Source organism: Polymorphobacter fuscus (genome assembly GCF_011927825.1).
GTDB lineage: Bacteria > Pseudomonadota > Alphaproteobacteria > Sphingomonadales > Sphingomonadaceae > Sandarakinorhabdus > Sandarakinorhabdus fusca.
Genome location: NZ_JAATJI010000001.1, coordinates 97,436 through 121,809 on the forward strand (window position 1 = coordinate 97,436; position 24,374 = coordinate 121,809).

Sequence of the window (24,374 nt, forward strand, 5' to 3'; positions counted from 1 at the left end):
TGCGTGCGCCGGGCGGCTGTGTCCGCCTTGAACAGGGGGAAGATCGATGGGTCTGGCCATGTTCCACCGTATCGCTGCGGTATCGCTGGCGCTTCTCGCGGCCGGCCCGGCCTTTGCCGGTTACGCGGCATCGACGATCATGACCGGGCTCAACAACCCCCGCGGGCTGGCGTTCGGCGGTGACGGTGCCCTTTATGTGGCAGAGGGCGGCTTTCTCGATCCGGGCGGCACCGGGCCGACGACGATCATTCGCGGCGTCGAATATCGGTTCGGCGAAACCGGGTCGATCTCGCGCTATGACGGCGGCAGCCAGGCACGCATCGTCAACGGCCTGCCGTCGTTGTCTTCGACAGTGACTGGCGAGACGGCCGGCCCGCAGGACATCGTCTTTGGCGCCGATGGCACGGGCTATGTCGTCACCGGCCTGGGCGCCGACCCCGCGGTGCGCATCGGCGCGCTCGGTTCTGCCCCCGCGGCCCGAAACCTTGGCAGCGTGCTGCGCTTTACTGGCGGCGGCGCACCGGCCAGCGTTGCCGATGTCTCGGCTTATGAAGGCGCCAACAATCCCGCCGGTGGCCCGGTCGACAGCAACCCCTATCATGTCGCGCGTCTTTCCGACGGCTTTCTGGTCACCGATGCCGGCGCCAACGCCCTGTTGCGGGTCGGCGACGACGGCAGCGTCGGGCTGGTCGCGAGCTTTCCGGGCCGCGACATCGGCGGTGGCTTTCCCAGCGATTCGGTGGAAACCGGCATCGCCATCGGTCCCGACGGCAACTACTATGTCGCCGAACTGACAGGCTTTCCCTTCACCCCCGGGGCAGCACGGGTGTACCAGGTGACGCCCGGGGGCGCGGTGTCGGTCTTCGGCACCGGCTTTACCAACATCACCGACATCGCCTTTGGTGCCGATGGCAGCCTGTACGTTCTGGAACTCGATGCCGATGGCCTGCTCGGGCCCGGGACCGATGGCGCGCTGATCCGGCTTGCCGCCGATGGCACGCGTTCGACGATCTTCAGCCGTGGGCTGGTGACGCCGACCGGGCTGGAAATCGGTGCCGATGGCAGTTTCTACATCACCAACTTCAGCGCCGCGGCCGGCATCGGTGAGGTCGTGCGGATCAGCATGGTACCGGAACCCGCCAGTTGGGCGATGCTGATCGCCGGCTTCGGCATGGTCGGGGGCGCGCTGCGGCGCCGCCGGGCAGATTCGCTAGGCTTTACGGCGGCGACTGCGGCTCGCTAACTGCGCCCGGACGCGCATGGCGTCGGGCTGGCAGGGACGATATGCGATGACGACGGACGCGACCGCCGGTTTCGATGTTGCCAGTTTCGATGCGGTGGTGATGGGCCGGCGCAGCATTCGCGGGTTTCGGCCTGAGCCGGTGCCCAAGGCGCTGATCCGCGAGATCCTTGCGCTGGCACTGCGGGCGCCTTCGTCGCTCAACACCCAGCCGTGGAACTTCACCGTCGTCACCGGGGCGCCGCTCGATCGTATCCGGGCCGGCAATACCGAGCGCAACCTGGCCGGCGTGCCGTCGTCGCGCGAGTTTCGGGCGCAGGAAGACTATGCCGGAGTTCACCGCGAGCGACAGGTCGGCATTGCCAAGCAACTGTTCGGCGCCATGGGGATCGAACGCCACGACCAGGCCGCGCGGCGCGATTGGGTGTTGCGCGGGTTCCGCCAGTTCGACGCGCCGGTATCGATTGTCGTCACCTATGACCGGGCGGTGCACGGCGGCGACATCGGGCCGTTCGACTGCGGTGCCGTTACCAACGCGCTTGTCAACGCTGCCTGGTCGCGCGGGCTGGGCTGTGTCATCAACAGCCAGGGCATCATGCAATCGCCGGTGGTGCGCGAGCATGCCGGCATTGCCGACGACCAGGTCATCATGATCTGCGTCGCGATGGGCTGGCCCGACGATGACTTTCCGGCCAATGCCGTGGTTTCGCAACGCAAGTCCGTCGACGAGGCGGCGGTGTTCGTCGGCTTCGACGACTGACCCGGCCTGCTTGCTGCGGTTTAATGCGGCATCCCGGCCCGCCATTCTGGCAGCGCCGATGTGGTTGGGACTTTGGGCGAGTCAGTGGCGGACCAGATCAATCGGCCTGGCTTCGGGGATCGCGCACACCGCCGAAATAATCGTCAAGCAATTGCGCGAACAGCGGCGGTGCGCCAGGCACCCGGGCAAACAGGGTCAGGCACGACTGGAATTTGGCGGCATCGACCGTGCCGAGGACGCTTACGGCGCCGCGATCGGCATGGCCCCGCATGGCCTCGGCACAGCAAAGCAGTCGTGGTCCGAGCAGCGGATGGGCGAGGTAGGCCGCTGCTTCATCGAGCGAATCGATGCCGTAGAAATTCGATCTCTGGCTGACGCCCAGGCCCTTGCGCTGCGGAAAGATGAACCACATCCAGTGGCCCTGCTTGTGCCCGGCGACCAGTTCGGCAAGCGCCGTTTCGTAGACGCCATCGGCCTGGGCTTCGACGAAGCGGTCGAGCGACATCCGCCTATCGCGCCAAGATGCCGATCACATCGGCATAGAGCTGACGTTTGAACGGCACCGCCATGTCGACCAGCGTGTCGACGGTCGCCCAGCGCCAGGCCTTGAATTCGGGATGCTCGGTCTCGATGGCGACGTCGCGGTCGGAACCCAGGAAGCGCATGGCAAACCACTTCTGGCGCTGACCACAATATCGGCCCTTCCACACCGTGCCGATCATGTCCTCGGGCAGATCGTAATAATGCCACTCGGGCGTTTCACCGATGATCTCGACGAAGTGCGACGGGATGCCGGTTTCTTCCTCCAGTTCGCGCAGCGCCGCGGTCTGCGCGTCTTCGCCGTCGTCGATGCCGCCCTGGGGCATTTGCCAGGCCTCGAGCTTGGAATCGAGGCGCTGGCCGACGAAGACCTTGCCCTCGTCGTTGAACAGCAGGACGCCGACCCCCGGGCGATAGGGCAGGCCGGAGGGGTGCGCGCGCGGTGTCGTGGTCATGCAGCCTCGTCGATGAGAAGTTTGAGCGCACGCAGGTTCTTGTGAAGGTCGTCCTGCGCGCTGGGGATGCCGCCGCGCAGGGTGACGCTGCCGTGGATCTGCCCTTCGGCCTCGCGGAATATGGTGCGGACACCAGCGGCGGTCAGCTTGGCCGCATAGGCGCGCCCCTGGTCGCGCAGCGGGTCGAGGCTGCAGGTATAGACCAGCGTCGGCGGCTGGCCGGCAAGGCTTTCGGTCAGCAGCGGGGATGCCCAGCGGTGGGTGAGATCCTGGTCGCCCATGTAATGGCGCGTGAACCATTCCATGGTGCCGGCGGTCAGCAGATAGCCATCGGCAAAATCGATCATCGATCCGGTGGTCGCCGTCATGTCCGTCGCGGGATAGATCAGCCATTGCGCCAGGATGGGCACCGGCAATTTGCCGTGCTGTTCCTGTGAGATCACTGCCGCCAGATTGCCGCCGGCGCTGTCGCCGGCGGGCACCAGTCCGGAGACCGGGTGGCCGATCTCGGCGGGGCTGCCGGCCACCCAGGCGGTGGCGGCAAGGCAATCCTCGGTAGCCGCAGGGAAGGGGTGTTCGGGGGCAAGGCGATAATCGACCGACACGACCGTCATGTTGAGCGTGCGGCAGACTTCGGCGCAGAGCGAATCATAGACGTTGACGTCGCCGATCACCCAGCCGCCGCCATGATAGAAGACCAGCACCGGCGCCGGATCGGTGGCGAGGCTGTTGCGGTAAAGGCGGGCGGGAATGGTGCCGGCCGGCCCCGGGATGGCAAGGTCCTTCGTTTCGGCGATGTCCGGCCGCGGCGCTTCGACCAATTGCATCATCATCGTCATCGCGGCGCGCGCGGTCGGCGCATCGCCGTCCTCCATCTTCGGGCCCGGCTGGGCCGCGAGCATGGCAAGCAGGTTCTGCACATCGGCACGAACATAAGGCATGGTGACGTCTCCCCGTGGTGTTTTGATCACTCTAGGCGGCGGTGCGCCGGTCGCAAAGGGTCAGCCGGCGACCCAGCCGGCAACATCGACGGCGACGCGGTTGGCGGCGCGGTTGAGGGCGGCGGCGACCGCGAGCGGAGTCTGGACGGCCACCGGCTCGACCGCATCGAAGCGGCGAAGCATGACATTGGTGGCGGTGCGATTGCCCGACAGCTGGGCATCGTAGCGGACGCGCACCACCGGGTTGGCAGGGTCGGTGACGTCGAGGCCGAAGCTGCGCAGCGTGCCGGTCAACGATCGCACCGGCGGCGTGCGGACCTGGCGGGCATCGACGACGGCAATGCCCTTGGCCGTCATCGTGTCGGCGAGCAGGCGCTGGAACTGGCGGTTGGGCTGTTCGGCCCAGGTGGCGCCGACGAGATAGGTGACCTCGGTCGCAGTGGTATCGACCGGCAGCCGCAGCGTCTGCAGGGTCGCCGGCACGGCCGGAATCTCGACGCCGACGGTGGCGCTGGCCGGGGTCGCGCCGGAATAGGGCGCCGGCGGGGTGGTCGCCGACAGCACCAGCAGCGATTGCGCCGGCGGACTGTTGCCGCCGATCTGGACGAGCGGACCGCAGGCGGCGAGCAGGGCGCCACAGGACAGCGCAAGGACGATCGCGGACTTCATTTCGTGTCCTCAGCTTGCTTGGGCGGCGAATAATCGGGCAGATTGCGGCCGCCGATGAGTGCGCCGGCCGGGTCTTCGTCAAGCTTGGCCGCCACGGCGCCCAGGCTGGTGGTGACATCGCGCAGGTCGCGGATCAGGCGATTGGCTTCGGGCAGGGTTTCGGTGGTCAGGGTTTCGACCCCCGGCTGTGCCGCTGCCGTCAGCGCATCGACCCGGGCGAGGCTGGCATTGGCCGATTGCACGGTGCGGCGCAGGTCCGCAATCAAAGGCCTGCCGTCCTTGTCGATCATGTCCTGGGCGCTGCCCGCCAGACCTTCGAACCGGGCCAGCGTTGCCGTCGCGGCGCGCAGCGTGGCACGCGCTTCCACGATCGTATCGGCAATCTCCGGCGCACGGTCTGCTAGTGCGCCGGACACGCGATCGGCGTTCTTCAGGATATTGCCGAGCGAGTTGCGATTGGCGGGGTTGAGCAGCTCGCCAAGCCGTTCCGTCAGCTTGGAGACATTGTTGAGCAGTTCGGGCGCGCTGGCGAGCAGGGCGCCGAAGCCGCCCACCCGGGGCGGGATGACGGGGACGCCATAGGGACCGGGTGCGGTAATCCGCTCCGCCCCCTGCATGGCGCCGGACAGCGCGATCTGGCTGACGCCGGTAAAGCCGACGCCTTCCACAGCGGCGGTGGTGCCCTTCAGCACCGGGACATCCTCGGCGATGCTGATGCGGACGCGAACATATTGCGGCGTGTCCGGCAGCAGCTTGATTTCGTCGATCTTGCCGACCGGAACACCGTTGAAGGCGACCGGCGAGCCGATGGCGAGGCCGCTGATCGACTGTTTGAAGAATATGTCGAAACGCTGGTCATCGGCGCCGGCAAAGCGCGCCAGCCACAGCACGGCGATGAACATGGCGACGACGAGGGCCACGACGACGGCGCCGACGATGGCATAGTTGCTGCGCGTTTCCATTCAGGCCGCCTGTTTGCCGGAGAGCGCGGCACGGCCGCGGGGCCCGGTGAAATAGCTTTTCACCCAGGGGTGATCGAAGGTCAGAAGTTCGGGTATCGTCCCCACGGCGAGAACCTTCCGGTCGGCGATCACCGCCACGCGGTCGCAGATCGCGTGCAGCGTATCAAGGTCATGGGTGATGAGAAAGACCGTCAGGGCGAGCGCGTCGCGCAGCTCGCGGATCAGGTCGTCGAACGCGGCAGCGCTGATCGGGTCGAGCCCGGCGGTCGGTTCATCGAGAAACAGCAGCTGCGGGTCGATGGCAAGCGCACGGGCCAGGCCGGCCCGCTTGCGCATGCCGCCCGACAGCTCGTTGGGGAATTTCGGGCCGGCTTCCGGGGGCAGTCCGACCATGGCGACCTTGTAGCCGGCGAGTTCGTCCATGATCGCTTCGGGCAGGCCGAGAAATTCGCGCATCGGAACCTCGACATTTTCGGCGACCGTCAGCGAGGAGAAGAGCGCCCCGTCCTGGAACAGCACGCCCCAACGTCGGCGCAGGTCCCGTGCAGCGGCAGCGTCGAGTTCGGCGACATCCTCGCCGAAGATTTCGATGGTGCCGGCCGCCGGCCGCTGCAGACCGATGATCGCGCGCATCAAGACCGACTTTCCGGTTCCCGAACCACCGACGATGCCGATGATTTCCCCGGCGCGAACATCGAGATCGAGCCCGTCATGGATGACCTGGTCGCCAAAGGCATTGCGCAGCCCGCGCACGCGGATCGCCACATCAGCGTCATCGGGAAGGATAGGGGACAGCATCAGTTGAATCCGAGGGCGGAGAAGAACACCGCGAAGAACGCATCGATCACGATGACGGCAAAGATCGATTCGACCACGGCGCGGGTGGTGCGTTCGCCGACTGATTCGGCGTTGCCCGAGACCTGCAGCCCCTGGAAACACCCCATCATGGCGATAATCACCCCGAACACGGGTGCCTTGATCAGCCCGATGACAAGGTCGGACAGCGGCGTGACTTCCTGGATGCGCCCGAAAAAGGCACTGGGGGGAATGTCGAGCGACACCCAGGCGAACAGGCCACCGCCGAGGATGGCCATGACGATGCCGTAAAAGCCGAGCAGCAGCATCATCAAGGCCATCGCGGCGACACGGGGGATCACCAGGACTTCGATGGGCGACAGGCCGATGGTTTCGAGCGCGTCGACTTCCTGATTGAGCTTCATCGAGCCGATCTGTGCGGCGAACGCCGAGGCCGACCGGCCGGCGACCATGATCGCTGTCAAAAGCACCCCGAGTTCGCGCGCGATCGAGCGGCCGACAAGGTTGACGACGAACACCTCGGCACCGAACTGGCGCAGCTGCACGGCACCCTGCTGGGCCACGACCATGCCGACAAGGAACAGCAGCAGGCCGACAATGCCGAGCGCCGAGACGCCGATCGCTTCGCACTGGTGGATGAAGGCATTCCAGCGCAACGAGCGCTTGCCGGCCACGGTTCCCGCCAGCACGACCAGCGTCTGGCCGAGAAAGGCCAGGAAAAGGCCGATGTTGTTGGCGGCTGCCACCATGGCGGCGCCGATGCGGCTCAACCGATCGATGACGACATTGCCACGCGGTTCGCGGCGCGACACCCGGGCGTCGTTGGCGGCGACGGTCGCGATCAGCCGTTCGGCCTCGGTGCTGGCATTTTCGACGTGCGTGGGGACGCCGGCGGCGCTCCAGTCCTTGACCATCCGATGGATGATCCAGGCACCTGCCGTATCGATGCGCTCGATGCCGCCGAGATCGAGCGCAAGTTCGGTGCCGGCCGGTTCAATGGCGCGCAGCGGTCCGACGACGCTGCCGATGCTCGCCATGGTCAGGTCGCCGGTCACGGCGATGCGGCGCGATTCCCCAGGCGAACGGGGATCTCCGACAGCGCTATCCTCGATCATTGGCATCGTCATTAATGTCAGTCGTGCGGGAAGTGGCGCGCAAGGGCAACCCTTGCGGCCGAAAGAAGCGCGGTGGCGCCACTATTTCGGGCGGCGACCAAAAAGCCCCATCTTCCGGCCCGCAACCACGATCGCGGCCGCGGCGCCGACCCACATCAGGATGCTGATCAGCAGGACGATGACATGGCTGGCGGAATAATGGCCCATGGTGCGATCATGTGGTGTCGACGCAGCAGATTGCCAGCAAAAAGCGCAAACGGCTTTGCGGTAGCCCCGCGGGCCCGTATCGTGGCGCGACATGATTGTCAGCATCTACGATATGGACCGGACCTTGACGCGGCGGGGGACGTGGATCCCCTGGCTGCAGTTCTGGTTGCGCACCCAGGCCCCGTGGCGTGTCGTGATGGTGCCGCTGATGGTGGTCCCCGGCGTCGCCTATGCGACGCGGCTGATCGATCGCGGCAAGCTGAAAGCCTGGGGGCATCGGCTTTTGATGGGGCCGACGGTGTCGCGGCGGCGGGTCGAGGCAGCGGCAAAGGTCTTCGCCCGCGAGATGGTCGCCAACGAGGTTTTCCCCGCTGCCAGGACGGCGCTGGCGCAGGCCCGCGATGCCGGACATCGGCTGGTGCTGGCAACCGCGTCGAACGCCTATTATGTGCGCGCCATCGGCGCCGAACTCGGCATCACGGATATCATTGCCAGTGAATCGCGCTGGCGTGGCGACGTGCTGCACCCGTGGCTGGACGATGACAATTGCTACGGCGCTGCCAAGGCCTTGCAGGTCGCGGGATGGCTGGGCCGCAACGGGCTGGCCGATGCCGAAGTCCGGTTCTTTTCCGACCATCTGTCCGACCTGCCGAGCTTCGAACTCGCCGAGGAACGTGGCGGAGAGGCGGTGGCGGTCAATCCGTCGCCGGCGCTGCGGGCCGAGGCCACCCGTCGTGGCTGGCAGATCGTCGATTGGGGCGTGCCCGCCAAATCCCTGTTCGAACGCGCCTGAGCGGCGCAGAGCGGCCCAACCGGCCTCGCCGCGCCACCGATACAGAAATCCCGCCACCGCTGATGCGATGGCGGGATGTTCCGTGTTTGCGATCCCGGGGCGAACCCCGTCGATCAGGCCGCCTTGGCGAGCGCCTTGCGCTGACGGCGCATCGCGGCACCGCTGAGGCCGAAGCCGGCGATCATCATGGCCCAGCTGGAGGGTTCCGGAACCGCCATCGCCGAGGCGATGAAATCGGTGTGGATGAAAACCGGCACATAGCCGCTGAATTCACCCCAGCCCGAGTTGAGGCCGCCGCCGAAGTCCCCGAACGCCGTCCCGAAGGTCAGCCCGTAGGAGTTGATCGAGGCAAGCTTGCCGTCGATGAACGCCGGGCCACCCGAGTCACCGCCGGCGATGCCGACTTCGCGGGCGCCAAGGCCGGTGTCGGCAAAGTTCGCATCACCAATGGCGCCGAGGCCGAGTGCATTGGCGATCCGGCGCGCCTGATCCTGCGCGGCGAGGCCATTGTCGAAGTCGGAGATATAGCTGAACTCCACTTCGGCAGTACCGAAGAAGTTCTCGCCATTGGCGTCACGATCGGTGAAAAAGCCCTGGAACAGTGCGTCGCCCCAGGCATAGTCATAGATGTTGTCGCCTTCGCGCAGGAAACCCGTCTGGCCAGCGTCAGGCGGCGTGTTGCCGGTAGCACCCCCAACGGTCGAACGCGTGCCGTAACCGGCAACGTTGAACTGCTGACCCTTGATTTCGCTGGTGTAGAGGTCATAGCGCTCGGCCGAGCTCGGTGCGGCCGTGGCGAGACGCAGGACGGCGATGTCGTTCTGGTCGATGACTTCGCCGGTGTAATTCGGGTTGACGAAATAGCGCGTGACATCGATCGAAACGCCGCCGGGCTTGAACGGCGTGCGGACATCGGCATCGCCATCGAAGAAATAGGCGGTCGTGCTGACCGGGTTGGCCGTGCCGGCACCGTCGCTGACGCAATGGCCGGCGGTCGCGATCGACATGCCGTCTCCGAGGACGCTGCCCGAGCAGATAAAGCGGGCGCCATCGGCATAGGTCATGATCAGCGCGACGACGCCGCTCTTGTTCGCCGACGGCTTGTAAATGGGGTCGCCACCACCGACGCCGGGCGCGGGCGACGGCGCGGGCGGGACGTTCGACGTCGGCGTGCCACCGATGATCGTGTTGCGCGCCGTCCAGGTGAGGCCGTTGCTCGACCCCTGGGCGGTCCTGTCACCCTTGGTGCGTTCCAGCTGCGGCAGGTTGGCTGCCGTGTAGGTCAACGCCGCCGAAGCAGCAGTCGATGTACCGGCCGCAAGGATCGTAAGACTCAGCAGTGCGCTGCGCATCGTGGCAAACCCCTTCATCGCTGTTTCCCCCAAGTTCAAAGATGAACCGGTTGTGACTAACGTGCGCAATGCCAATGTGCACTGCAACAAGAAAGAGGTTACCCTATCCTTAAGGGTAAGGATTTTCCCATAATTTCCCGGTTTTCCGCGGTCCGCTACTATGCAGCAAGTTTGCGCAAAACGTAGGGCAAAATGCCGCCGGCATAAAAATAGCCGAGTTCCTGCTCGGTATCGATTCGGCACAGGGTTTCGAAGTTGCCGTGCGTGCCATCGGCACGGGTGAAGCCAACCTGAACGGTTTGGCGCGGTTTCAAGTCTGCAACGCCCAGGATCTCGAAGATCTCGGTGCCGTCGAGACCCGCCGTCTTGCGATCCTGGCCTTCGGCGAACTGCAACGGCAGGACACCCATTCCGACGAGGTTGGAGCGGTGAATGCGCTCGAAGCTTTCGGCGATGACAGCGCGGACGCCGAGCAGGGTGGTGCCCTTGGCAGCCCAGTCGCGCGACGATCCGGTGCCATATTCCTTGCCGGCGACGACGACCAGCGGCGTGCCTTCGGCCTTGTACCGTTCGGCCGCGTCGAAAATGGCCAGCTCCTCGCCCGACGGAATGTGCTTCGTCACGCCGCCTTCCACGCCCGGGACCATCTCGTTGCGGATGCGGATGTTGGCGAAGGTGCCGCGCATCATCACCTCATGATTGCCGCGGCGCGCGCCATAGCTGTTGAATTCGGCGCGCGCGACCTGACGCTCGTTGAGGTAGCGGCCGGCAGGCGAGGCTTCCTTGATGCTGCCGGCGGGCGAGATGTGATCGGTGGTGATCGAATCGGCAAAGATCGCCAGCGGCCGGGCGCCGATGATGTCCTGCGTCGGCTGCGGGGTCATCGTCATGCCCTCGAAATAGGGCGGGTTCTGGACATAGGTCGACGACGGGTTCCATTTGTAGGTGGCGCCGCCTTCGACCTTGATGCCCTGCCAGCGCGCGTCGCCGTCGAAGACGTTGTCGTAGCGGGCACGGAACATCTCGGCAGTGACCGACGACAGCACCATCGCCGCGACTTCCTGGTTGGTCGGCCAGATGTCCTTCAGGAACACCGGGTCGCCATTGGCGCCGATGCCGAGCGCTTCGGTCGTCAGGTCGAGCCGCATCGAGCCGGCGATGGCATAAGCGACGACGAGCGGCGGGCTCGCCAGATAATTGGCCCGAACGTCCGGTGACACCCGGCCCTCGAAGTTGCGGTTGCCCGACAACACCGAGGCAGCGACGATGTCATTGCCGTTGATGGCATCCGAAATCGGTTCGGGAAGCGGGCCGGAATTGCCGATGCAGGTCGTGCAACCATAGCCGACGAGGTTGAAGCCCATCGCGTCGAGATCGGCCTGCAGCCCCGATTTGGCGAAATAATCGGTGACGACCTTCGACCCCGGAGCGAGCGAGGTCTTGACCCAGGGTTTCGAGGTCAGGCCGAGCGCATGCGCCTTGCGCGCAACCAGCCCGGCGGCGACGAGGACATTGGGGTTCGATGTGTTCGTGCAACTGGTGATCGCGGCGATGACGACATCGCCATGGCCGATGTCGTGCGCAGCGCCGGTGACAGGCACCCGGCGGTCCATGGTTTCGGCCTGCTTGTAGCCGCCGGCGAGTTCCCCTTCGAAGGCCGGTGCCGCGTTCGACAACAGCACCTTGTCCTGGGGACGCCGCGGTCCGGCCAGGCTGGGCAGGACGCTGCCGAGATCGAGCTCCAGCGTGTCGGTGAAGATCGGGTCGGGGGTGTTCGATTCGCGCCACAGCCCCTGTGCCTGGCAATAGGCCTTGACCAGCGCGACCCGCGCCGGATCCCGTCCGGTCAGCCGCATGTAATCGAGCGTGGCTTCGTCGATCGGGAAAAAGCCGCAGGTGGCGCCATATTCCGGGGCCATGTTGGCGATCGTGGCGCGGTCCGCCAGCGTCAGGGCGTCGAGCCCGGGACCGTAGAATTCGACGAAGCGGCCGACGACGCCCTTCTTGCGCAGCATCTGGGTGACGGTGAGGACGAGGTCGGTCGCGGTGATGCCTTCGGGCATGGCGCCGAACAGCTTGAAACCGACGACTTCGGGAATGAGCATCGAGACCGGCTGGCCGAGCATCGCCGCCTCGGCCTCGATCCCGCCGACTCCCCAGCCGAGAACGCCGAGCCCGTTGACCATCGTCGTGTGGCTGTCCGTACCTACGACGGTGTCGGGATAGGCGATGGTGGCGCCGTCTGCGGCTTCGCTGGTCCAGACCGCCTGGGCCAGATATTCGAGATTGACCTGGTGGCAGATGCCGGTACCGGGCGGCACGACGCGAAAGCCCTTCAGCGCCGATGAACCCCAGCGCAGGAACTCATAGCGTTCGATATTGCGGGCATATTCGAGGTCCATATTGTCCTCGAACGCCTGCGGCGTGCCGAACTCGTCGACCATGACACTGTGATCGATAACCAGGTCGACCGGGACGAGCGGATTGATCTTCTGGGGATCACCGCCCAGCGCCGTCATCGCATCGCGCATCGCGGCAAGATCGACGACACAGGGGACGCCGGTGAAATCCTGCATCAGCACGCGAGCCGGGCGGTAATTGATCTCGTGGTTCGATTTTCCGCTGCCGAGCCAGGCGACAAGGGCCTTCAGGTCCTCGACCTTGACTGTCGCGCCGTCCTCGAAGCGCAGCAGGTTTTCGAACAGCACCTTCATCGAATAGGGCAGGCGGGACAGATCGCCGAGTGCCGCTGCGGCAACTTCGAGGCTGTAGTAACCATAAGCCTTGCCGTCGACGGTGAGGGTGCGGCGCGTACCGAGGCTGTCCTGTCCGATGGCGGTCATGGGCGTTCCTATCTGCTTTCGGCCGGGGTCTAGTCCCTGTTGCACAGTGGTGCAATCATTGCCGTCGCCGACAACGATGGTGTCATCATTCCCGTTGCGCGGCCGCGACCGGGTCGCTATAGCCGCGCCTCTGCATGCCGTCGGGGCGTAGCTCAGCCCGGTAGAGCGCTGCCTTCGGGAGGCAGAGGCCGGAGGTTCGAATCCTCTCGCCCCGACCATGCAGATTTTGCGCGCACTTCGATCACATGCCCGTTGCATTCGGCTCGCCGCGGACGCCGGTTTGCACGATTGTCGTATAGGGTTGCGGCGGACGCGGCGCGGTGACAATTTCGCGAAACTGGCGCCGCTTTTTGTGTCGATCCACCACGCGATTTGGGCCGGAGTTGGCTCGACCAGTCCGATCCAATCTGTCACAAATTTGTCATCGGCGGTGTATAGGCAGCGCAGGCTGGTAAAAGGCCCGACCCTGAATGCGATTGCAGTTTCAACGACCGGGCGCATGGTCGCCGATGGCGGTGTCGCGGGAACACGCCTTTGCCACGACAATTAACGTCCTCGAATGTCTCGTCCTTGGTGCTCTCGCGTGGCAGGTTGCACGTCTTGGCTGGACCATTGCAACGCCGGCGGCGTCGCTCGGGGACTGGACGCAGCCCGTCAATGTTCCCGGCGCGCCCGATCGGACCATTGTCGGCAGCTATGACCCGTTTTTCCGATCGGCGGTTGACGAGGGCAGCGCGGTATCGGACCTCGATCTTGTGCTGGCGGGCACGCGGGTCGATCAGGTCTCGGGCCGCGGCTCGGCGATCATCGGCACGCCCGATGGCGTCCAGTCGAGCTATGCAGTCGGTGAGCTGATCCAGCCGGGCGTGACGCTGACAGCGGTTGGCTTTGATTCCGTGACCATTTCGCGCGGCGGAACCACCGAACGGCTGTTTGTCGACCAGTCCGCCGGCGCAGCCCCCGTCACCATGCCGCAAGCCAGTGCGAGCAGCGGCGGCACGACGGACGAGGCGGGGGCGGCATTGGCAGCCGACGTCACCATCACGCCGCGCCGGGATGGGGCAACGATCACCGGCTATGTGCTGACACCAAAGGGGTCCGGCGCCGCCTTTGCCGCGGCCGGCCTGCAACCGGGTGATGTGCTGGTCAGCGTCGATGGGGCCACGGTGACCAGCCTCAGGGATGTCGCGGGACTGTCCCAGCAACTTGCCGGCGGCGGAATCGACATCACGGTCGAGCGTAACGGCAGGCCGGCGACATTCCGGATCGGCGCCAAGTGACGTTTCGCCGGGTCTGGCCGACCGCGGCGCGGTCGATGCGCCCGAAGCTCTGGGCAGCGGTTTCGCTGCTCACTGTCATGTCCATGGCCATTCCGGCCCATGCGCAGCAGACGATCAACCTGCGCGATGCCGATGTCCGCGCCTATATCCAGGACGTCGCCCGGGCGACCGGTCGCACCTTCATCATCGATCCACGGGTCCAGGGCAAGGTGTCCGTTGTCAGCGAACGTCCCCTGGGGCGTGACGCCTATTTCGAGCTGTTCCTGTCGACGCTGCGTGCCAATGGCCTGGTCGTCATTCCGGCATCGGGCGGCGCGTTCCGGGTGCAGCCCGCCGATGGCGCCGCGGCCCAGCCAGGGGGTTCGGGGTCGAGCCGCAACCGCTTTGTCACGCAGGTCTTCAGACTGAATTCGATCGATGCCGCTTCGGCCGCGGAGACGCTGCGGCCGTTGATCAGTCGCGAGGGCCAGGTCACGTCGAACCGGTCCGGCAATGCCATCATCGTCGCCGATTATGCCGACAACGTGGCACGCGTTCGCAGCCTGCTGGGCCAGATCGACCGCGACCGACAGACGACACGCGTCGTTCCGCTGAAAAACGCCGGCGCGCGCGAGATTGCCGGCGCGCTCAACCAGCTTGGCGGGTCGGGGCCCGGTGGCGATCCGGCGGACGGTGGGGGTGCAGCCCGCGGCGGCGTGCAGGTCGTCGCGATCGACAGCTCCAATGCCGTGGCGTTGCGCGGGGATGCGGCGGCCGTTCAGAAAATGGCCGAAACCGTGCTTGACCTCGACCGGCGTGCCGCTGCCGGCGCCGATGTCCGGGTCATCTTCCTGGCGCATGCCGACGCCGAAAAGCTGCTGCCGGTCCTGCAACAGCTGGTCGGGCAGGCACCGACCACGACGGCGCCGACGGCCACGACGCCGAATACAGCGCAGCAACCTTTCGGCAACCGCCAGGCCAGCGTTTCGGCGTCGGCACCATCGGTGAGCGCCACGCCGATCGCCGGCGCCACCATCGGCCGTGGGCAAGCTGTCATTGCGCGTTATGAGGGCGCCAATGCCATCATCATCTCGGCGCCCGGCGATGTGCAGCGCCAGCTCGGCGAGGTCATCCGTCAGCTCGATACGCGCCGCGAGCAGGTGCTGGTCGAAGCGATCATCGTGGAAATTTCCGATGTCGTGGCCAAGAAGCTGGGTGTGCAGTTCCTGCTGACCGGCACGGGTGGCAGCAATATCCCGTTTTCGGTCACCAATTATTCTAATGCCGTCCCCAACCTGCTGACGGTGGCCGGGGCCGTGGCAAGTGAAAAAACCGATCCGGGCTCGACACTTACCCAGACCCTTCGCGATGCGGCGGTTTCGACGCTGTTGAGCGCGACCGGGGGATCCTTCGGTCTCGGCGGCAAGCTCGGCAACAATGCCATTTTCGGCTTTGTCATCAATGCCGTGAAGTCGGACACCAATTCCAACGTGCTGTCGACGCCATCGATCATGACGCTCGACAACCAGCAGGCGAAGATCCTGGTCGGCCAGGAGATCCCGATTTCGACGGGGGAATCGCTGTCGAGCAATTTCGACAACGCGTTTCGCACCATTCAGCGCCAGAATGTCGGTATCCAGCTCGATGTGAAGCCACAGATCAACGCCGGTGGCACGATCAAGCTGGCGTTGCGGCAGGAAGTCAGCTCGATCGCCGGGCCGGTGTCGTCGACTTCGAGCGAATTGATCCTCAACAAGCGCGAATTGTCGACCACTGTTACGGTCGACGATGGCCAGATCATCGCGCTCGGCGGGCTGATCGACGACAATGAGCGCCGGACGATCGAGAAGGTGCCGCTGCTCGGCGATATTCCGGGGCTTGGCGTATTGTTCCGGTCGAAATCGCGCAGCCGCACCAAGACCAATCTGATGGTGTTCATCCGGCCGACGATCGTGCGATCGGCGCCGGATGCCCAGCGCCTGGCGGCAGAGCGCTACAATTACATGCGCGACGCGGAACTGGCGCAAAATGGCGGCAACCCGTCGGAAACGACGTCCCTCGATTCGATGGTGCGCGACTATCTGCACACGGCGCCGCCGGCATTGCCCGCGCCGACGGTGCCCCGATGACCATGGTCGTCGCGCCCGAAGCCGAGGTTCCGGTCTTGCCTTACGGGTTCGCCAAGCGCTTCGGCGTGGTCATCACCGGAAATGATGATGCCGCAATCCATGTCGGGCTGCGCAAGGGTGACGACCCGCGCGTCCTCGCCGAGGTCCGGCGGCTTGTCGGTCGACCGCTCGCGGTGGAAATCGTCGAGGCTCCGAGTTTCGACCGCCTGTTGTCGGGCAATTATGCACTGGGAGGCTTTACCGGCGGCGCGATCGACAGCGGCGACGAGCTTGGCCTGCTGGTCGACAACATCCCGTCGGCTGACGACCTTCTCGACACCCAGGACGATGCCCCGATCATTCGGCTCATCAACGGCCTGATCGCCGAGGCCGCGCGCCAGAATGTGTCCGATATCCATATCGAGCCCTATGAGACGGCGCTGATCGTCCGGATGCGTGCCGATGGCCAGTTGACCGAACGGCACCGGCTGCCGGCCAATGTCGCCGGCATGGTGGTCAGCCGGATCAAGGTGATGGCGCGGCTCGATATTGCCGAGCGGCGCTTGCCGCAGGATGGCCGCATCGGCCTGACGCTGGGCGGCAAGAGCCTCGATGTCCGGGTGTCCACGCTGCCGTCGCGCGCCGGCGAACGCGTCGTGCTGCGCCTTCTCGACAAGGAAAATGCCGGGATCGACCTCGATGCGCTCGGCATGCCGGCGGCGATCGACCGGGTGTTCCGCAATGCCCTGGCGGAGCCGAACGGCATCGTCCTGGTCACGGGACCGACCGGCTCGGGCAAGACCACGACGCTTTACGCCGGCTTGCGGCTGCTCAACGACGGCAGCCGCAACATCCTGACCGTCGAGGACCCGGTGGAATATGCCGTCGACGGGATCGGCCAGACGCAGGTCAACCCAAAGGTCGGCCTGTCGTTCGCGACCGGGCTGCGGGCCATCCTGCGCCAGGACCCCGACACCGTCATGGTCGGCGAAATCCGCGATTCCGAAACCGCGGAAATCGCCATCCAGGCCTCGCTGACCGGCCATCTGGTCCTGTCGTCGGTCCATACCAACGACGCCGCCGGCGCCATCACCCGCCTGCGCGACATGGGGATCGAACCGTTTCTACTGGCGTCCACCCTGCGCGCCGTTGTTGCCCAGCGGCTGGTCCGCCGTCTCTGCCGCGATTGCGCCGTGCCGCACCCTGCAACGGCCGCCGAGGCGGCGTTGATCGGCATTGCCGAAGCCGCGATCATCTGGTCGGCGGCAGGCTGCCCTGCCTGTTCGAACAGCGGCTATCGCGGGCGGCTCGGCGTCTTCGAGGCGATCCGCATCACGGACGAGATCCGGCGCCTCATCCTCGACGGTGGCGATGAAAGTGCGATCATGGCGCAGGCCTTTGCCGGCGCGCCGGCCTTGTCGGGCGCGGCGCGGGCGCTGGTGATCGCCGGCGTGACGACGGCCGAGGAATCGGTCCGCGTCATGCGGAGCGGCGGCGATGCCTGACTATCAATATAGTGCCATCGATACGGCCGGGCGGTTGCGCCATGGCCGGGTGACGGCGGGGGACGATGACGCGGCGCGATCGGCGCTGCTGCGCCAGAAGCTGTTTGCAACCCGCCTCCAGCCTGCCGGCCCCAGCGCCGCGGCGCCGCGCCAGCCGGGCGGGTCGCGGCGTAAGCTCAGCCCCAAGCAGTTGACGCTGTTCACCCGGCAGGTCGCGACGTTGGTCCAGGTCGCACCGCTTGAAGAAGCGATCCGCACCATCGTTCGCCAGACCGAACAGCCGCATGTCCAGCAGATCCTCGAACGGGTGCACGCGGGCATTGTCGAAGGGCGACCGTTGTCGGCCGCAATGGCGCTGGCACCCAACAGCTTTCCGCCGCTGTACCGTGCGATGGTCGCCGCCGGCGAAAGCTCGAGCTCGCTGCCCGAAATCCTCGAACGGCTGGCGATGCTGCAGGAACGGCAGGCGACGGTGCGCGGCAAGGTCATGGCCGCGGTCGCCTATCCGGCGGCATTGGCGGTGGTCGCCGTTGCCGTCGTGATCGCCTTGATGGTCTTTGTGGTTCCCAAGGTCGTTGCCCAGTTCGAGGATATCGGCCAGCAGCTGCCGCTGCTGACGCGGATCGTTATTGCGCTGTCGGATTTCCTGTCGGGCTGGTGGTGGGCGCTTTTGCTGTTCGTTGCCGGCGCCGGGCTGGCCTTTGCCCGCCTGATGCGCGACGAGGTATTCCGGCTGCGCTTCGACACCTGGCTGCTTGGCCTGCCGCTGATCGGGCGTCTGTTGCGTGACCTTCATGCCGCCCGGCTTGCCCGCACGCTGGCGACGATGGTCGCCAGCCGGCTGCCGCTGATCGAAGGCCTGGCGTTGACCACCCCGACGATCAACAACCGCGCCTTGCGGCAAGCATCGCAGGACATGGTGGTGGCGATCCGCGAAGGCGGCAGCCTGTCGGTGGCGCTGCGCCGCAGCGGCCTGTTTCCACCGTTGCTGGTCTATATGGCCGCCGGCGGCGAGACGTCCGGACGGCTCGACCTGATGCTCGAACGCGCCGCCGATTATCTGGAACGCGAGTTCGACACCTTCACGGCGACGGCATTGTCGCTGCTCGAACCCGGCGTCATAATCCTGATGGGCGGCATCGTCGCGGCAATCGTCCTGTCGATCCTGCTTCCCATCCTGCAACTCGACACATTGGCAGCACAGTGAGACCCCGGATGCACCCAGGATCGGACGAAGAAGGCTTTACGCTGGTCGAACTGATGGTCGTCATCGTCATCATCGGCCTGCTGGCGACGGTGGTCATCGTCAATGTGCTGCCGACGCGCGACAAGGCGATGCAGGAAAAGGCGCGCGCCGACATCGCGTTGATCGAGCAGGGCCTCGAAATGTACCGGCTCGACAATTTCAACTATCCCGCCGCGACACAGGGGCTGGCGGCGCTGCGCTCGGCGCCGGCCGATCTTGCCCAGCCCGAGCGTTATCGCCAGGGCGGCTATCTGAAACGGCTGCCGGACGATCCGTGGGGGAAGCCCTATCAATATGCCAACCCTGGGACCCATGGCGCCATCGACGTCTATTCGCTTGGTGCCGACGGCGCACCGGGAGGGACCGCCAACGATGCCGACATCGGCAACTGGCGCTGACCGGGCAGGAACACCGTCCCCGCGCCGGGATGGGTTCACGCTGGTCGAGCTGATGGTCGTGCTGGTCATCATCGGCCTGGCCGCGGCGACGGTCGTCGTCGCCATTCCCGACCAGCAGGCGCGGCTTGCCGACGATGCCGATGCCTTTGCCGCGCGGCTGGTCGCGGCGCGTGACCTGTCGATCGTTTCGGGGCGTGATATTGCCGTCGAGGTCGATGCCGTTGGCTATCGCTTCGCACAGCGCCGCGTGGACGGGTGGCAGCCTGCCGCCGCCAAGGCCCTGCAGGCGCGTCTGTGGGGCACAGGCACAGCCGTGCAGACCCGCATCGACAATGGTGACAGGCTGGTCTTCGACACCACCGGCCTTGCAACCCCGGCGCTCGTCACGCTGCAGCGCGGCCGCGGCCGCGCCAGCATCGCCGTCGATGCCGCAGGAGCGGTGCATGTCGATGCACGCTGACATCGCAATGCCCGCGCGCGAAGGCGGCTTCACGTTGATCGAAGTGCTCGTCGCGCTCGCCATCTTCAGCCTGGCGGCGCTGGCGCTGTTGCGACTGCAGGGTGCGGCGCTGAGCACCACGGCGCGGCTGGACGAGCGCGCGCTTGCCGGCGTGGTGGCCCAGAACCGGGCCATCGAGGCGATGATCGCGCCACAGCCACCGGGCTTTGGCGCCACCGCCGGCGAGGAAGCCAATGGCGGGCGCGTCTGGCGGTGGGCGCAAACAGTCGCGCGCAGCCCCGACGTGCGCCTGCAGCAGATCGAGATCAAGGTTATGACGCCCGACGGCAGCGTGGCCGCCACGCGCACGGTGGTGCGACGCGCGTCATGAGAACGGCCGGTTTCACGCTTGTGGAAATGCTCATCGCTTTGTCGATCTTTGCATTGCTGTCGATCGGCGGCGTTTCGTTGCTGTCGTTCAGCATCGATTCGCGCCAGCGCACCACCGAGCGGCTGGACAGCTTGGCCAGTGTGGTGCGCACGCGATCGCTGCTGACCGCCGACCTCGCCCAGGCGACGCCGCGAACCTGGCGTGACGAGTCGGGTCTGCGCCGGCCGGCCTTTGCCGGCAACAGCGGCGAGGCGGCGTTGCAACTGGTGCGTGGCGGCTGGGCGAATGACGGCGCGGCGCCGCGATCGTCGTTGCAGCGCGTCGCCTATCGCCTCGACGGGGACCGGCTGGTGCGAACGGCGGCGCCGATGGTCGACGGGACGGCGGAATCGCCCCCGGCCGTCCTGCTGACCGGCGTGACGTCGCTGAAGATGCGCTTCCACGCCGGCGGCGAATGGCGCGACGACTGGCAGCCGGTCACCGACGACGCCCTGCCGGACGCGGTCGAAGTGACTGTCGCTTCGGCGGCGATCCCGCCGCTGCGGCAGGTTTTTCTGGTCGGACCCGGCCCTGCGGCATGACCGGACCGATCGAACCCGCAGCGCATGAGCGCGGTGCCGCCTTGTTGACGGTGCTGATCCTCGTCAGCGTCTTGGGCGCGCTGGCGGTGGTGGTGTTCGACCGGTTGCGACTGGCGACCATGCTGGCGTCGAACCATGCCGGCATCGAGGACGCCCGCAGTTTTTCGGCGATCGCCGAGGCGCTCGTGGCAATGAAGATCGAGGATCTGGTCACCGCCAGTCCCGGGCGCACGACGTTGGTCGGCGGCTGGCAGGGGCGCGCGACGGTCATCCCGCTGCCGTCGGGGAGCGCCGAAATTCGCGTGCGCGACGGTGCCAATTGCTTCAACCTGAACAGCCTCGTCATGGACAGTCGCGATGCCCGCGCGTCCCGGCCGCCGGCCATCGACCAGCTCGCCCGATTGATGATGGTCCTCGATGTGCCGGACAGCGAGGCCCGGCGCATCGCCGCGGCGACAGCGGACTGGATCGACAGCGACGGCGACGCCAATCCGGAGGGCGCCGAGGACAGCGTTTATGCCCGGGGGTCACCCGCCTATCGCACCGGCAACACGTTGATGACCGATGCCAGTGAATGGCGTGCGGTGACGGGCGTGACGCCGGCGCTGTACGCGCGGTTGCGCCCGTTGCTTTGCGCCTTGCCGGTTGCCGAGATTTCACCCTTGAATGTCAACACGCTCACCCCCGACCAGGCGCCGCTGCTGGCGATGCTGTTTCCCGGCACGCTGAGCGTTGCCGCCGCCCGCCGCGTCATCGCCGCCCGGCCGGCCGCAGGCTGGGGCGAGATGGCGTCGTTCTGGAACACGCCGGCGCTGCAGGGCGTCGTGCCATCCGGCGAGGGCCGGCGGCAGCCCGGCGTGCAGACGTCCTGGTTCGCGGTCGACATGCAGATCCTCGCGGGGGATGGCGAATTGCGCGAAACGGCGCTGTTCGATGCCCGACAATCGCCGGTGAAGCTCGCCCGCCGCCGCTGGACCGCCGACGAATGACCGAATTGATCGTCTTCCCGGACAATGGCTATTCCTGCCTATGGCTGGAAATGGAGGCCGGCCGCATCGTCGCGCGCGGCACCGACCTTGCGGAACTCCGATCCGCCGGGGAAGCGCCGCGCGACGTCGTCGCTGTTGTTTCCGGCGTGTCGGTGGTCGTGCACTGGGTCGAGCTTCCGGCCCTGGCGCCGGCACAGGCGGCGGCGGCGGCGCGGTTGCTGGCGGCCGATGTCTGCGGCGGCGCCATCGCTTCGACACATGTCGCGCTCGGCGACGTCGATAGCGAGGGCACAAGGCCGTTGGCGCTGGTCGACACGCGGACGATGGACGACTGGCTGGCAATTCTGGCCGCAGCGGGACTGGACGCGGTGCGCATCGTACCGCTGCCGCTGCTGCTGCCGGCGGCGTCTGCCGATGCCGAAGGCGCGCATGCGACGCTGCTGCCCATCGGCGACATCGGCCATGTCCGCGGCGACCGGCTCGCTTTTTCGGCCGAACTGCCGCTGGTCGATGTCATGCTGGCCGACCGCACGATCATCCCGATCGACGCGGCGCGCTTTGAAGCCAGCCTGTCCGCGATGCTGGCCACCGATGTCGTCAATCTGCGGCAGGGCGCATTTGCCCGCAAGCGGCGGGCGCCGCTCGACCGGCGGCAATTGCGTCGGATCGCCGTGACCGCCGTCGCGGCGGCAGGGCTGTGGCTCGGCGTCGAAGCCGCGACACTGCTGCGCGACAGGTTCGCCGCCGACCAGATCGAGCAACGCGCAGCGGATGCCGCCCGCGCGGCGTTGCCGCGGGGCACGGCCGTCGACGCGCCACGCGCCCAGGTGGCGGCGCGCGCGGCGCGGCTGGGGGCGGCGGGCAGCGGCTTCACGCAGCTCGCCGGGCCATTGCTGGCAGGGATGCGAGACCAGACCGCCACAGTGCTGCAATCGCTGAAATATGCGCCCGACAGCGGCCTTGCGGCGGCCGTGGAGGTGCGATCTCCCGAAGCGCGCCAGCAATTGACCGCGATTGCTCCCGGGTCCGGCCAGACGTTGACAGTCGGCGCGCCGCGCGACGTGGCCGGCACCACGGTTGTCGACATCGTGGTGCGGCCGCGATGACCAAGGCCCTGACATCGTGGTGGCACGGTCGGACCCGACGCGAGCAGATCCTGCTGGCGTCGGCGCTTGTCCTGTTCGGCCTTGTGTTCGGCTGGCTCGGGGTGCTGCGACCCTTGGCGCAGGCCCGCGCCGAAGCTGCGGACCGGCTGGCCGCCGCCGAGGCCGATCTGGGCGAAATCCGGGCGCTGACGCCGATCATCCGGGCTGCGGAAGCCCGGGCGCGATCGGCCGGGGACGTGCCGGCGATCGACACGATCCGACGCCGCGCGACCGATGCTGGCCTGGTTGCGGACACCATTGCCGATGACGGCGCCGGGCGGGTCACGCTGCGCATTGCCGCGATCAAGCCGGCAGTCCTGCTGCGCTGGATTGCCGATATCGAGACGCGCGATCAGATCTTGGTCGACAGTCTGACGGTTACCCGCAACGGTGACGCCACAGTCGCTGCGGACCTGGCGTTTCGCGGTGCCGCCCGATGACGCGGCGCGTTCGCTTGTCGATTTTTGCAGCCTGCCTGCTTTTCGCCACCCTGGCGCTGTTTCCGCTGCGCCTTGCCGGACTCGACAGCGCCGGCGTATCGGCACGCGCCGCCAGCGGCACGATATGGCGCGGCCACCTGGAAGCGGCGCAGCTCGGCGGAATCGCATTGGGGGATGTTGCCGTCGGCGTGGCACCGGCGGCGCTGCTGGGTGGCCGATTGCGGCTCGATTTTGCTTCTGAGGCGCTTTCAGGCGCGGGTTTTCGGGGTCGGGGTGGTTTCGGGATCGCCGGGCTGGCCGGACGCGTGGGCCCGCTGTCGATCGGCGGCGTGCCGGTGACGGCGGTGAGCTTCGAACAGGTCAGTATCGGGTTCGACGCAGGGGCCTGCGTAACCGCGGAGGGGATGGTGCGGGTTCAACCCGGGGCAGGCCTTGCGGACGGTGAGAGCCTCGACGGCCGGCCGCGCTGCGAGGGCTCGGCTGTCGTGCTGCCGCTGGCATCGGCGTCGGGCAGGGAGCGGTTGATGGTGCGGGTCGAGGCGAACCGGCGTTATCGCGCGGAGCTTTCGCTCGACGGGGTGAGCGAAGCGCAGCGTCCGTTGTTGTTGGCCGCCGGGTTCTTGCCGACACCGACCGGCCTGACGCTGACGACGGAGGGCATATTCTGATGGCTTCGATGCTGGGGCTCGCTGCATTTCTTCTGGCGGCAAGCGCGACGCCGGTCGTTTCGCCGCTGCCACTCGCCGAACTTCCGACCCAGAAGCTGGCGGTGAACGAATGTGCGCTGGTCCTGTGGGACCGCGCCACCGGGCGACGCATCGCGATGATGCTGCTGAACCCCGAGGCGATTCGCGTTGTCAGCAAAGGCAGCGCGCTGGCACTGCCGCGGAAGGCCGGGGAGGGCGAGGCTGTCGCGGGCTTTGTTCCCCGCGCTGAATATACCGATGGCACGCTGCGGATCGTCACCGACCTGGCAATCGTCGCAAACGACACGCCAGGCAGCGCCATCGTGCGTGACGGCGTGATCTCGGTGACGGATAGCGACGGCGTCGAGGTTGTGGCGCCGGTGGCCGGGATCGCAGGCTGCAATCGCTGACCCTGTATCACAGCGTTTCATCCATTACGGGTCAGCCAGATCCCCGCTGGACAAGACGTCCGCAGGTCGATGCAGAAACAAACA

25 protein-coding genes, 1 tRNA gene and 2 pseudogenes are annotated in these 24,374 nt (G+C 66.7%); 17 read left to right on the top strand and 11 right to left on the bottom strand.

Annotation, left to right across the window (positions count from 1 at the left end; all coding sequences use genetic code 11):
- The first annotated feature begins 46 nt into the window (after positions 1-46).
- Positions 47-1,243: a ScyD/ScyE family protein gene (locus tag GGQ62_RS16165; protein WP_152577106.1), complete on the top strand. Its 1,197-nt coding sequence runs from the start codon at positions 47-49 to the stop codon at positions 1,241-1,243.
- Between the two features lie 46 nt (positions 1,244-1,289).
- On the top strand, positions 1,290-2,000 hold the full coding sequence (locus GGQ62_RS00495) for a nitroreductase (protein WP_152576988.1): 711 nt from the start codon (positions 1,290-1,292) through the stop codon (positions 1,998-2,000).
- A gap of 97 nt (positions 2,001-2,097) precedes the next feature.
- Here GGQ62_RS00495 and GGQ62_RS00500 read toward each other — a convergent pair whose 3' ends face one another.
- The 8 genes from GGQ62_RS00500 to GGQ62_RS00535 form a co-directional block, all read right to left on the bottom strand.
- Positions 2,098-2,505: a DUF1810 domain-containing protein gene (locus GGQ62_RS00500; protein ID WP_152576987.1), complete on the bottom strand. Its 408-nt coding sequence runs from the start codon at positions 2,503-2,505 to the stop codon at positions 2,098-2,100.
- Between the two features lie 4 nt (positions 2,506-2,509).
- Positions 2,510-2,995: an RNA pyrophosphohydrolase gene (locus tag GGQ62_RS00505; RefSeq protein ID WP_152576986.1), complete on the bottom strand. Its 486-nt coding sequence runs from the start codon at positions 2,993-2,995 to the stop codon at positions 2,510-2,512.
- Complete coding sequence (locus tag GGQ62_RS00510) at positions 2,992-3,936, bottom strand: alpha/beta hydrolase (protein WP_152576985.1); 945 nt, start codon at positions 3,934-3,936, stop codon at positions 2,992-2,994. Before GGQ62_RS00510 ends, GGQ62_RS00505 begins: the two co-directional genes overlap by 4 nt.
- Positions 3,937-3,996: 60 nt before the next feature.
- A complete protein-coding gene (locus tag GGQ62_RS00515; RefSeq protein WP_152576984.1) occupies positions 3,997-4,605 on the bottom strand; it encodes an ABC-type transport auxiliary lipoprotein family protein in 609 nt (202 codons plus the stop codon).
- Positions 4,602-5,567, bottom strand: coding sequence for an MlaD family protein (locus GGQ62_RS00520; protein ID WP_152576983.1), 966 nt, complete (start codon positions 5,565-5,567; stop codon positions 4,602-4,604). Before GGQ62_RS00520 ends, GGQ62_RS00515 begins: the two co-directional genes overlap by 4 nt.
- On the bottom strand, positions 5,568-6,365 hold the full coding sequence (locus tag GGQ62_RS00525; RefSeq protein ID WP_152576982.1) for an ABC transporter ATP-binding protein: 798 nt from the start codon (positions 6,363-6,365) through the stop codon (positions 5,568-5,570).
- Positions 6,365-7,510, bottom strand: a complete 1,146-nt coding sequence (locus tag GGQ62_RS00530; RefSeq protein WP_243445991.1) for an ABC transporter permease — start codon at positions 7,508-7,510, stop codon at positions 6,365-6,367. Before GGQ62_RS00530 ends, GGQ62_RS00525 begins: the two co-directional genes overlap by 1 nt.
- Positions 7,511-7,579: 69 nt before the next feature.
- A complete protein-coding gene (locus tag GGQ62_RS00535) occupies positions 7,580-7,810 on the bottom strand; it encodes a hypothetical protein (protein WP_152576981.1) in 231 nt (76 codons plus the stop codon).
- Between GGQ62_RS00535 and GGQ62_RS00540 the strand changes: the two genes are divergently transcribed.
- Complete coding sequence (locus GGQ62_RS00540; protein WP_167649415.1) at positions 7,797-8,498, top strand: HAD family hydrolase; 702 nt, start codon at positions 7,797-7,799, stop codon at positions 8,496-8,498. The two genes, GGQ62_RS00535 and GGQ62_RS00540, sit on opposite strands and share 14 nt — an antisense overlap.
- A 113-nt stretch (positions 8,499-8,611) precedes the next feature.
- Here GGQ62_RS00540 and GGQ62_RS16730 read toward each other — a convergent pair.
- From GGQ62_RS16730 to acnA, 3 genes and pseudogenes are all read right to left on the bottom strand, one after another.
- A pseudogene (locus GGQ62_RS16730) lies at positions 8,612-8,719 on the bottom strand (PEPxxWA-CTERM sorting domain-containing protein); the annotation flags it as partial.
- Between the two features lie 483 nt (positions 8,720-9,202).
- Positions 9,203-9,868, bottom strand: a pseudogene (locus GGQ62_RS16735) (trypsin-like serine peptidase); the annotation flags it as partial.
- 140 nt (positions 9,869-10,008) lie between these two features.
- A complete protein-coding gene (gene acnA / locus GGQ62_RS00550; RefSeq protein ID WP_152576979.1) occupies positions 10,009-12,693 on the bottom strand; it encodes an aconitate hydratase AcnA in 2,685 nt (894 codons plus the stop codon).
- A 141-nt stretch (positions 12,694-12,834) separates the two neighbouring features.
- On the opposite strand from acnA, the gene GGQ62_RS00555 reads away from it, so the two are divergent.
- The 14 genes from GGQ62_RS00555 to GGQ62_RS00620 all read left to right on the top strand — a co-directional run bounded on the left by GGQ62_RS00555 (position 12,835) and on the right by GGQ62_RS00620 (position 24,290).
- Positions 12,835-12,911 (top strand) — tRNA-Pro (locus GGQ62_RS00555).
- A 291-nt stretch (positions 12,912-13,202) separates the two neighbouring features.
- Positions 13,203-13,973 carry a type II secretion system protein N gene (locus GGQ62_RS00560; RefSeq protein ID WP_167649416.1) on the top strand — a complete coding sequence of 257 codons (771 nt, stop codon included), beginning with the start codon at positions 13,203-13,205 and terminating at the stop codon, positions 13,971-13,973.
- Positions 13,974-14,008: 35 nt separating this feature from the next.
- Entirely contained in the window at positions 14,009-16,081 is a 2,073-nt protein-coding gene (gene gspD / locus GGQ62_RS00565) for a type II secretion system secretin GspD (RefSeq protein WP_152577103.1), read from the top strand.
- Positions 16,078-17,565, top strand: a complete 1,488-nt coding sequence (locus GGQ62_RS00570) for a GspE/PulE family protein (protein ID WP_152576977.1) — start codon at positions 16,078-16,080, stop codon at positions 17,563-17,565. The genes gspD and GGQ62_RS00570 overlap by 4 nt, the downstream gene beginning before the upstream one ends.
- On the top strand, positions 17,558-18,772 hold the full coding sequence (gspF, locus tag GGQ62_RS00575; RefSeq protein ID WP_152576976.1) for a type II secretion system inner membrane protein GspF: 1,215 nt from the start codon (positions 17,558-17,560) through the stop codon (positions 18,770-18,772). The genes GGQ62_RS00570 and gspF overlap by 8 nt, the downstream gene beginning before the upstream one ends.
- Before the next feature lie 8 nt (positions 18,773-18,780).
- Positions 18,781-19,209 (top strand): type II secretion system major pseudopilin GspG, encoded by a 429-nt coding sequence (gene gspG, locus GGQ62_RS00580; protein WP_152576975.1) that lies wholly within the window; start codon positions 18,781-18,783, stop codon positions 19,207-19,209.
- A complete protein-coding gene (locus GGQ62_RS00585; protein ID WP_167649638.1) occupies positions 19,184-19,669 on the top strand; it encodes a GspH/FimT family pseudopilin in 486 nt (161 codons plus the stop codon). The genes gspG and GGQ62_RS00585 overlap by 26 nt, the downstream gene beginning before the upstream one ends.
- Entirely contained in the window at positions 19,653-20,039 is a 387-nt protein-coding gene (gene gspI, locus GGQ62_RS00590; RefSeq protein WP_243445990.1) for a type II secretion system minor pseudopilin GspI, read from the top strand. The genes GGQ62_RS00585 and gspI overlap by 17 nt, the downstream gene beginning before the upstream one ends.
- Positions 20,036-20,620, top strand: a complete 585-nt coding sequence (gene gspJ / locus GGQ62_RS00595; protein ID WP_152576973.1) for a type II secretion system minor pseudopilin GspJ — start codon at positions 20,036-20,038, stop codon at positions 20,618-20,620. Before gspI ends, gspJ begins: the two co-directional genes overlap by 4 nt.
- Positions 20,617-21,609, top strand: coding sequence for a type II secretion system minor pseudopilin GspK (gene gspK, locus GGQ62_RS00600; RefSeq protein ID WP_152576972.1), 993 nt, complete (start codon positions 20,617-20,619; stop codon positions 21,607-21,609). The genes gspJ and gspK overlap by 4 nt, the downstream gene beginning before the upstream one ends.
- Entirely contained in the window at positions 21,606-22,715 is a 1,110-nt protein-coding gene (gene gspL / locus GGQ62_RS00605) for a type II secretion system protein GspL (protein WP_152576971.1), read from the top strand. Before gspK ends, gspL begins: the two co-directional genes overlap by 4 nt.
- Positions 22,712-23,194, top strand: a complete 483-nt coding sequence (gene gspM, locus GGQ62_RS00610) for a type II secretion system protein GspM (protein WP_167649417.1) — start codon at positions 22,712-22,714, stop codon at positions 23,192-23,194. Before gspL ends, gspM begins: the two co-directional genes overlap by 4 nt.
- Positions 23,191-23,862: a type II secretion system protein N gene (gspN, locus tag GGQ62_RS00615; RefSeq protein WP_152576969.1), complete on the top strand. Its 672-nt coding sequence runs from the start codon at positions 23,191-23,193 to the stop codon at positions 23,860-23,862. The genes gspM and gspN overlap by 4 nt, the downstream gene beginning before the upstream one ends.
- On the top strand, positions 23,862-24,290 hold the full coding sequence (locus tag GGQ62_RS00620) for a hypothetical protein (RefSeq protein WP_152576968.1): 429 nt from the start codon (positions 23,862-23,864) through the stop codon (positions 24,288-24,290). The genes gspN and GGQ62_RS00620 overlap by 1 nt, the downstream gene beginning before the upstream one ends.
- Positions 24,291-24,374: the final 84 nt, after the last annotated feature.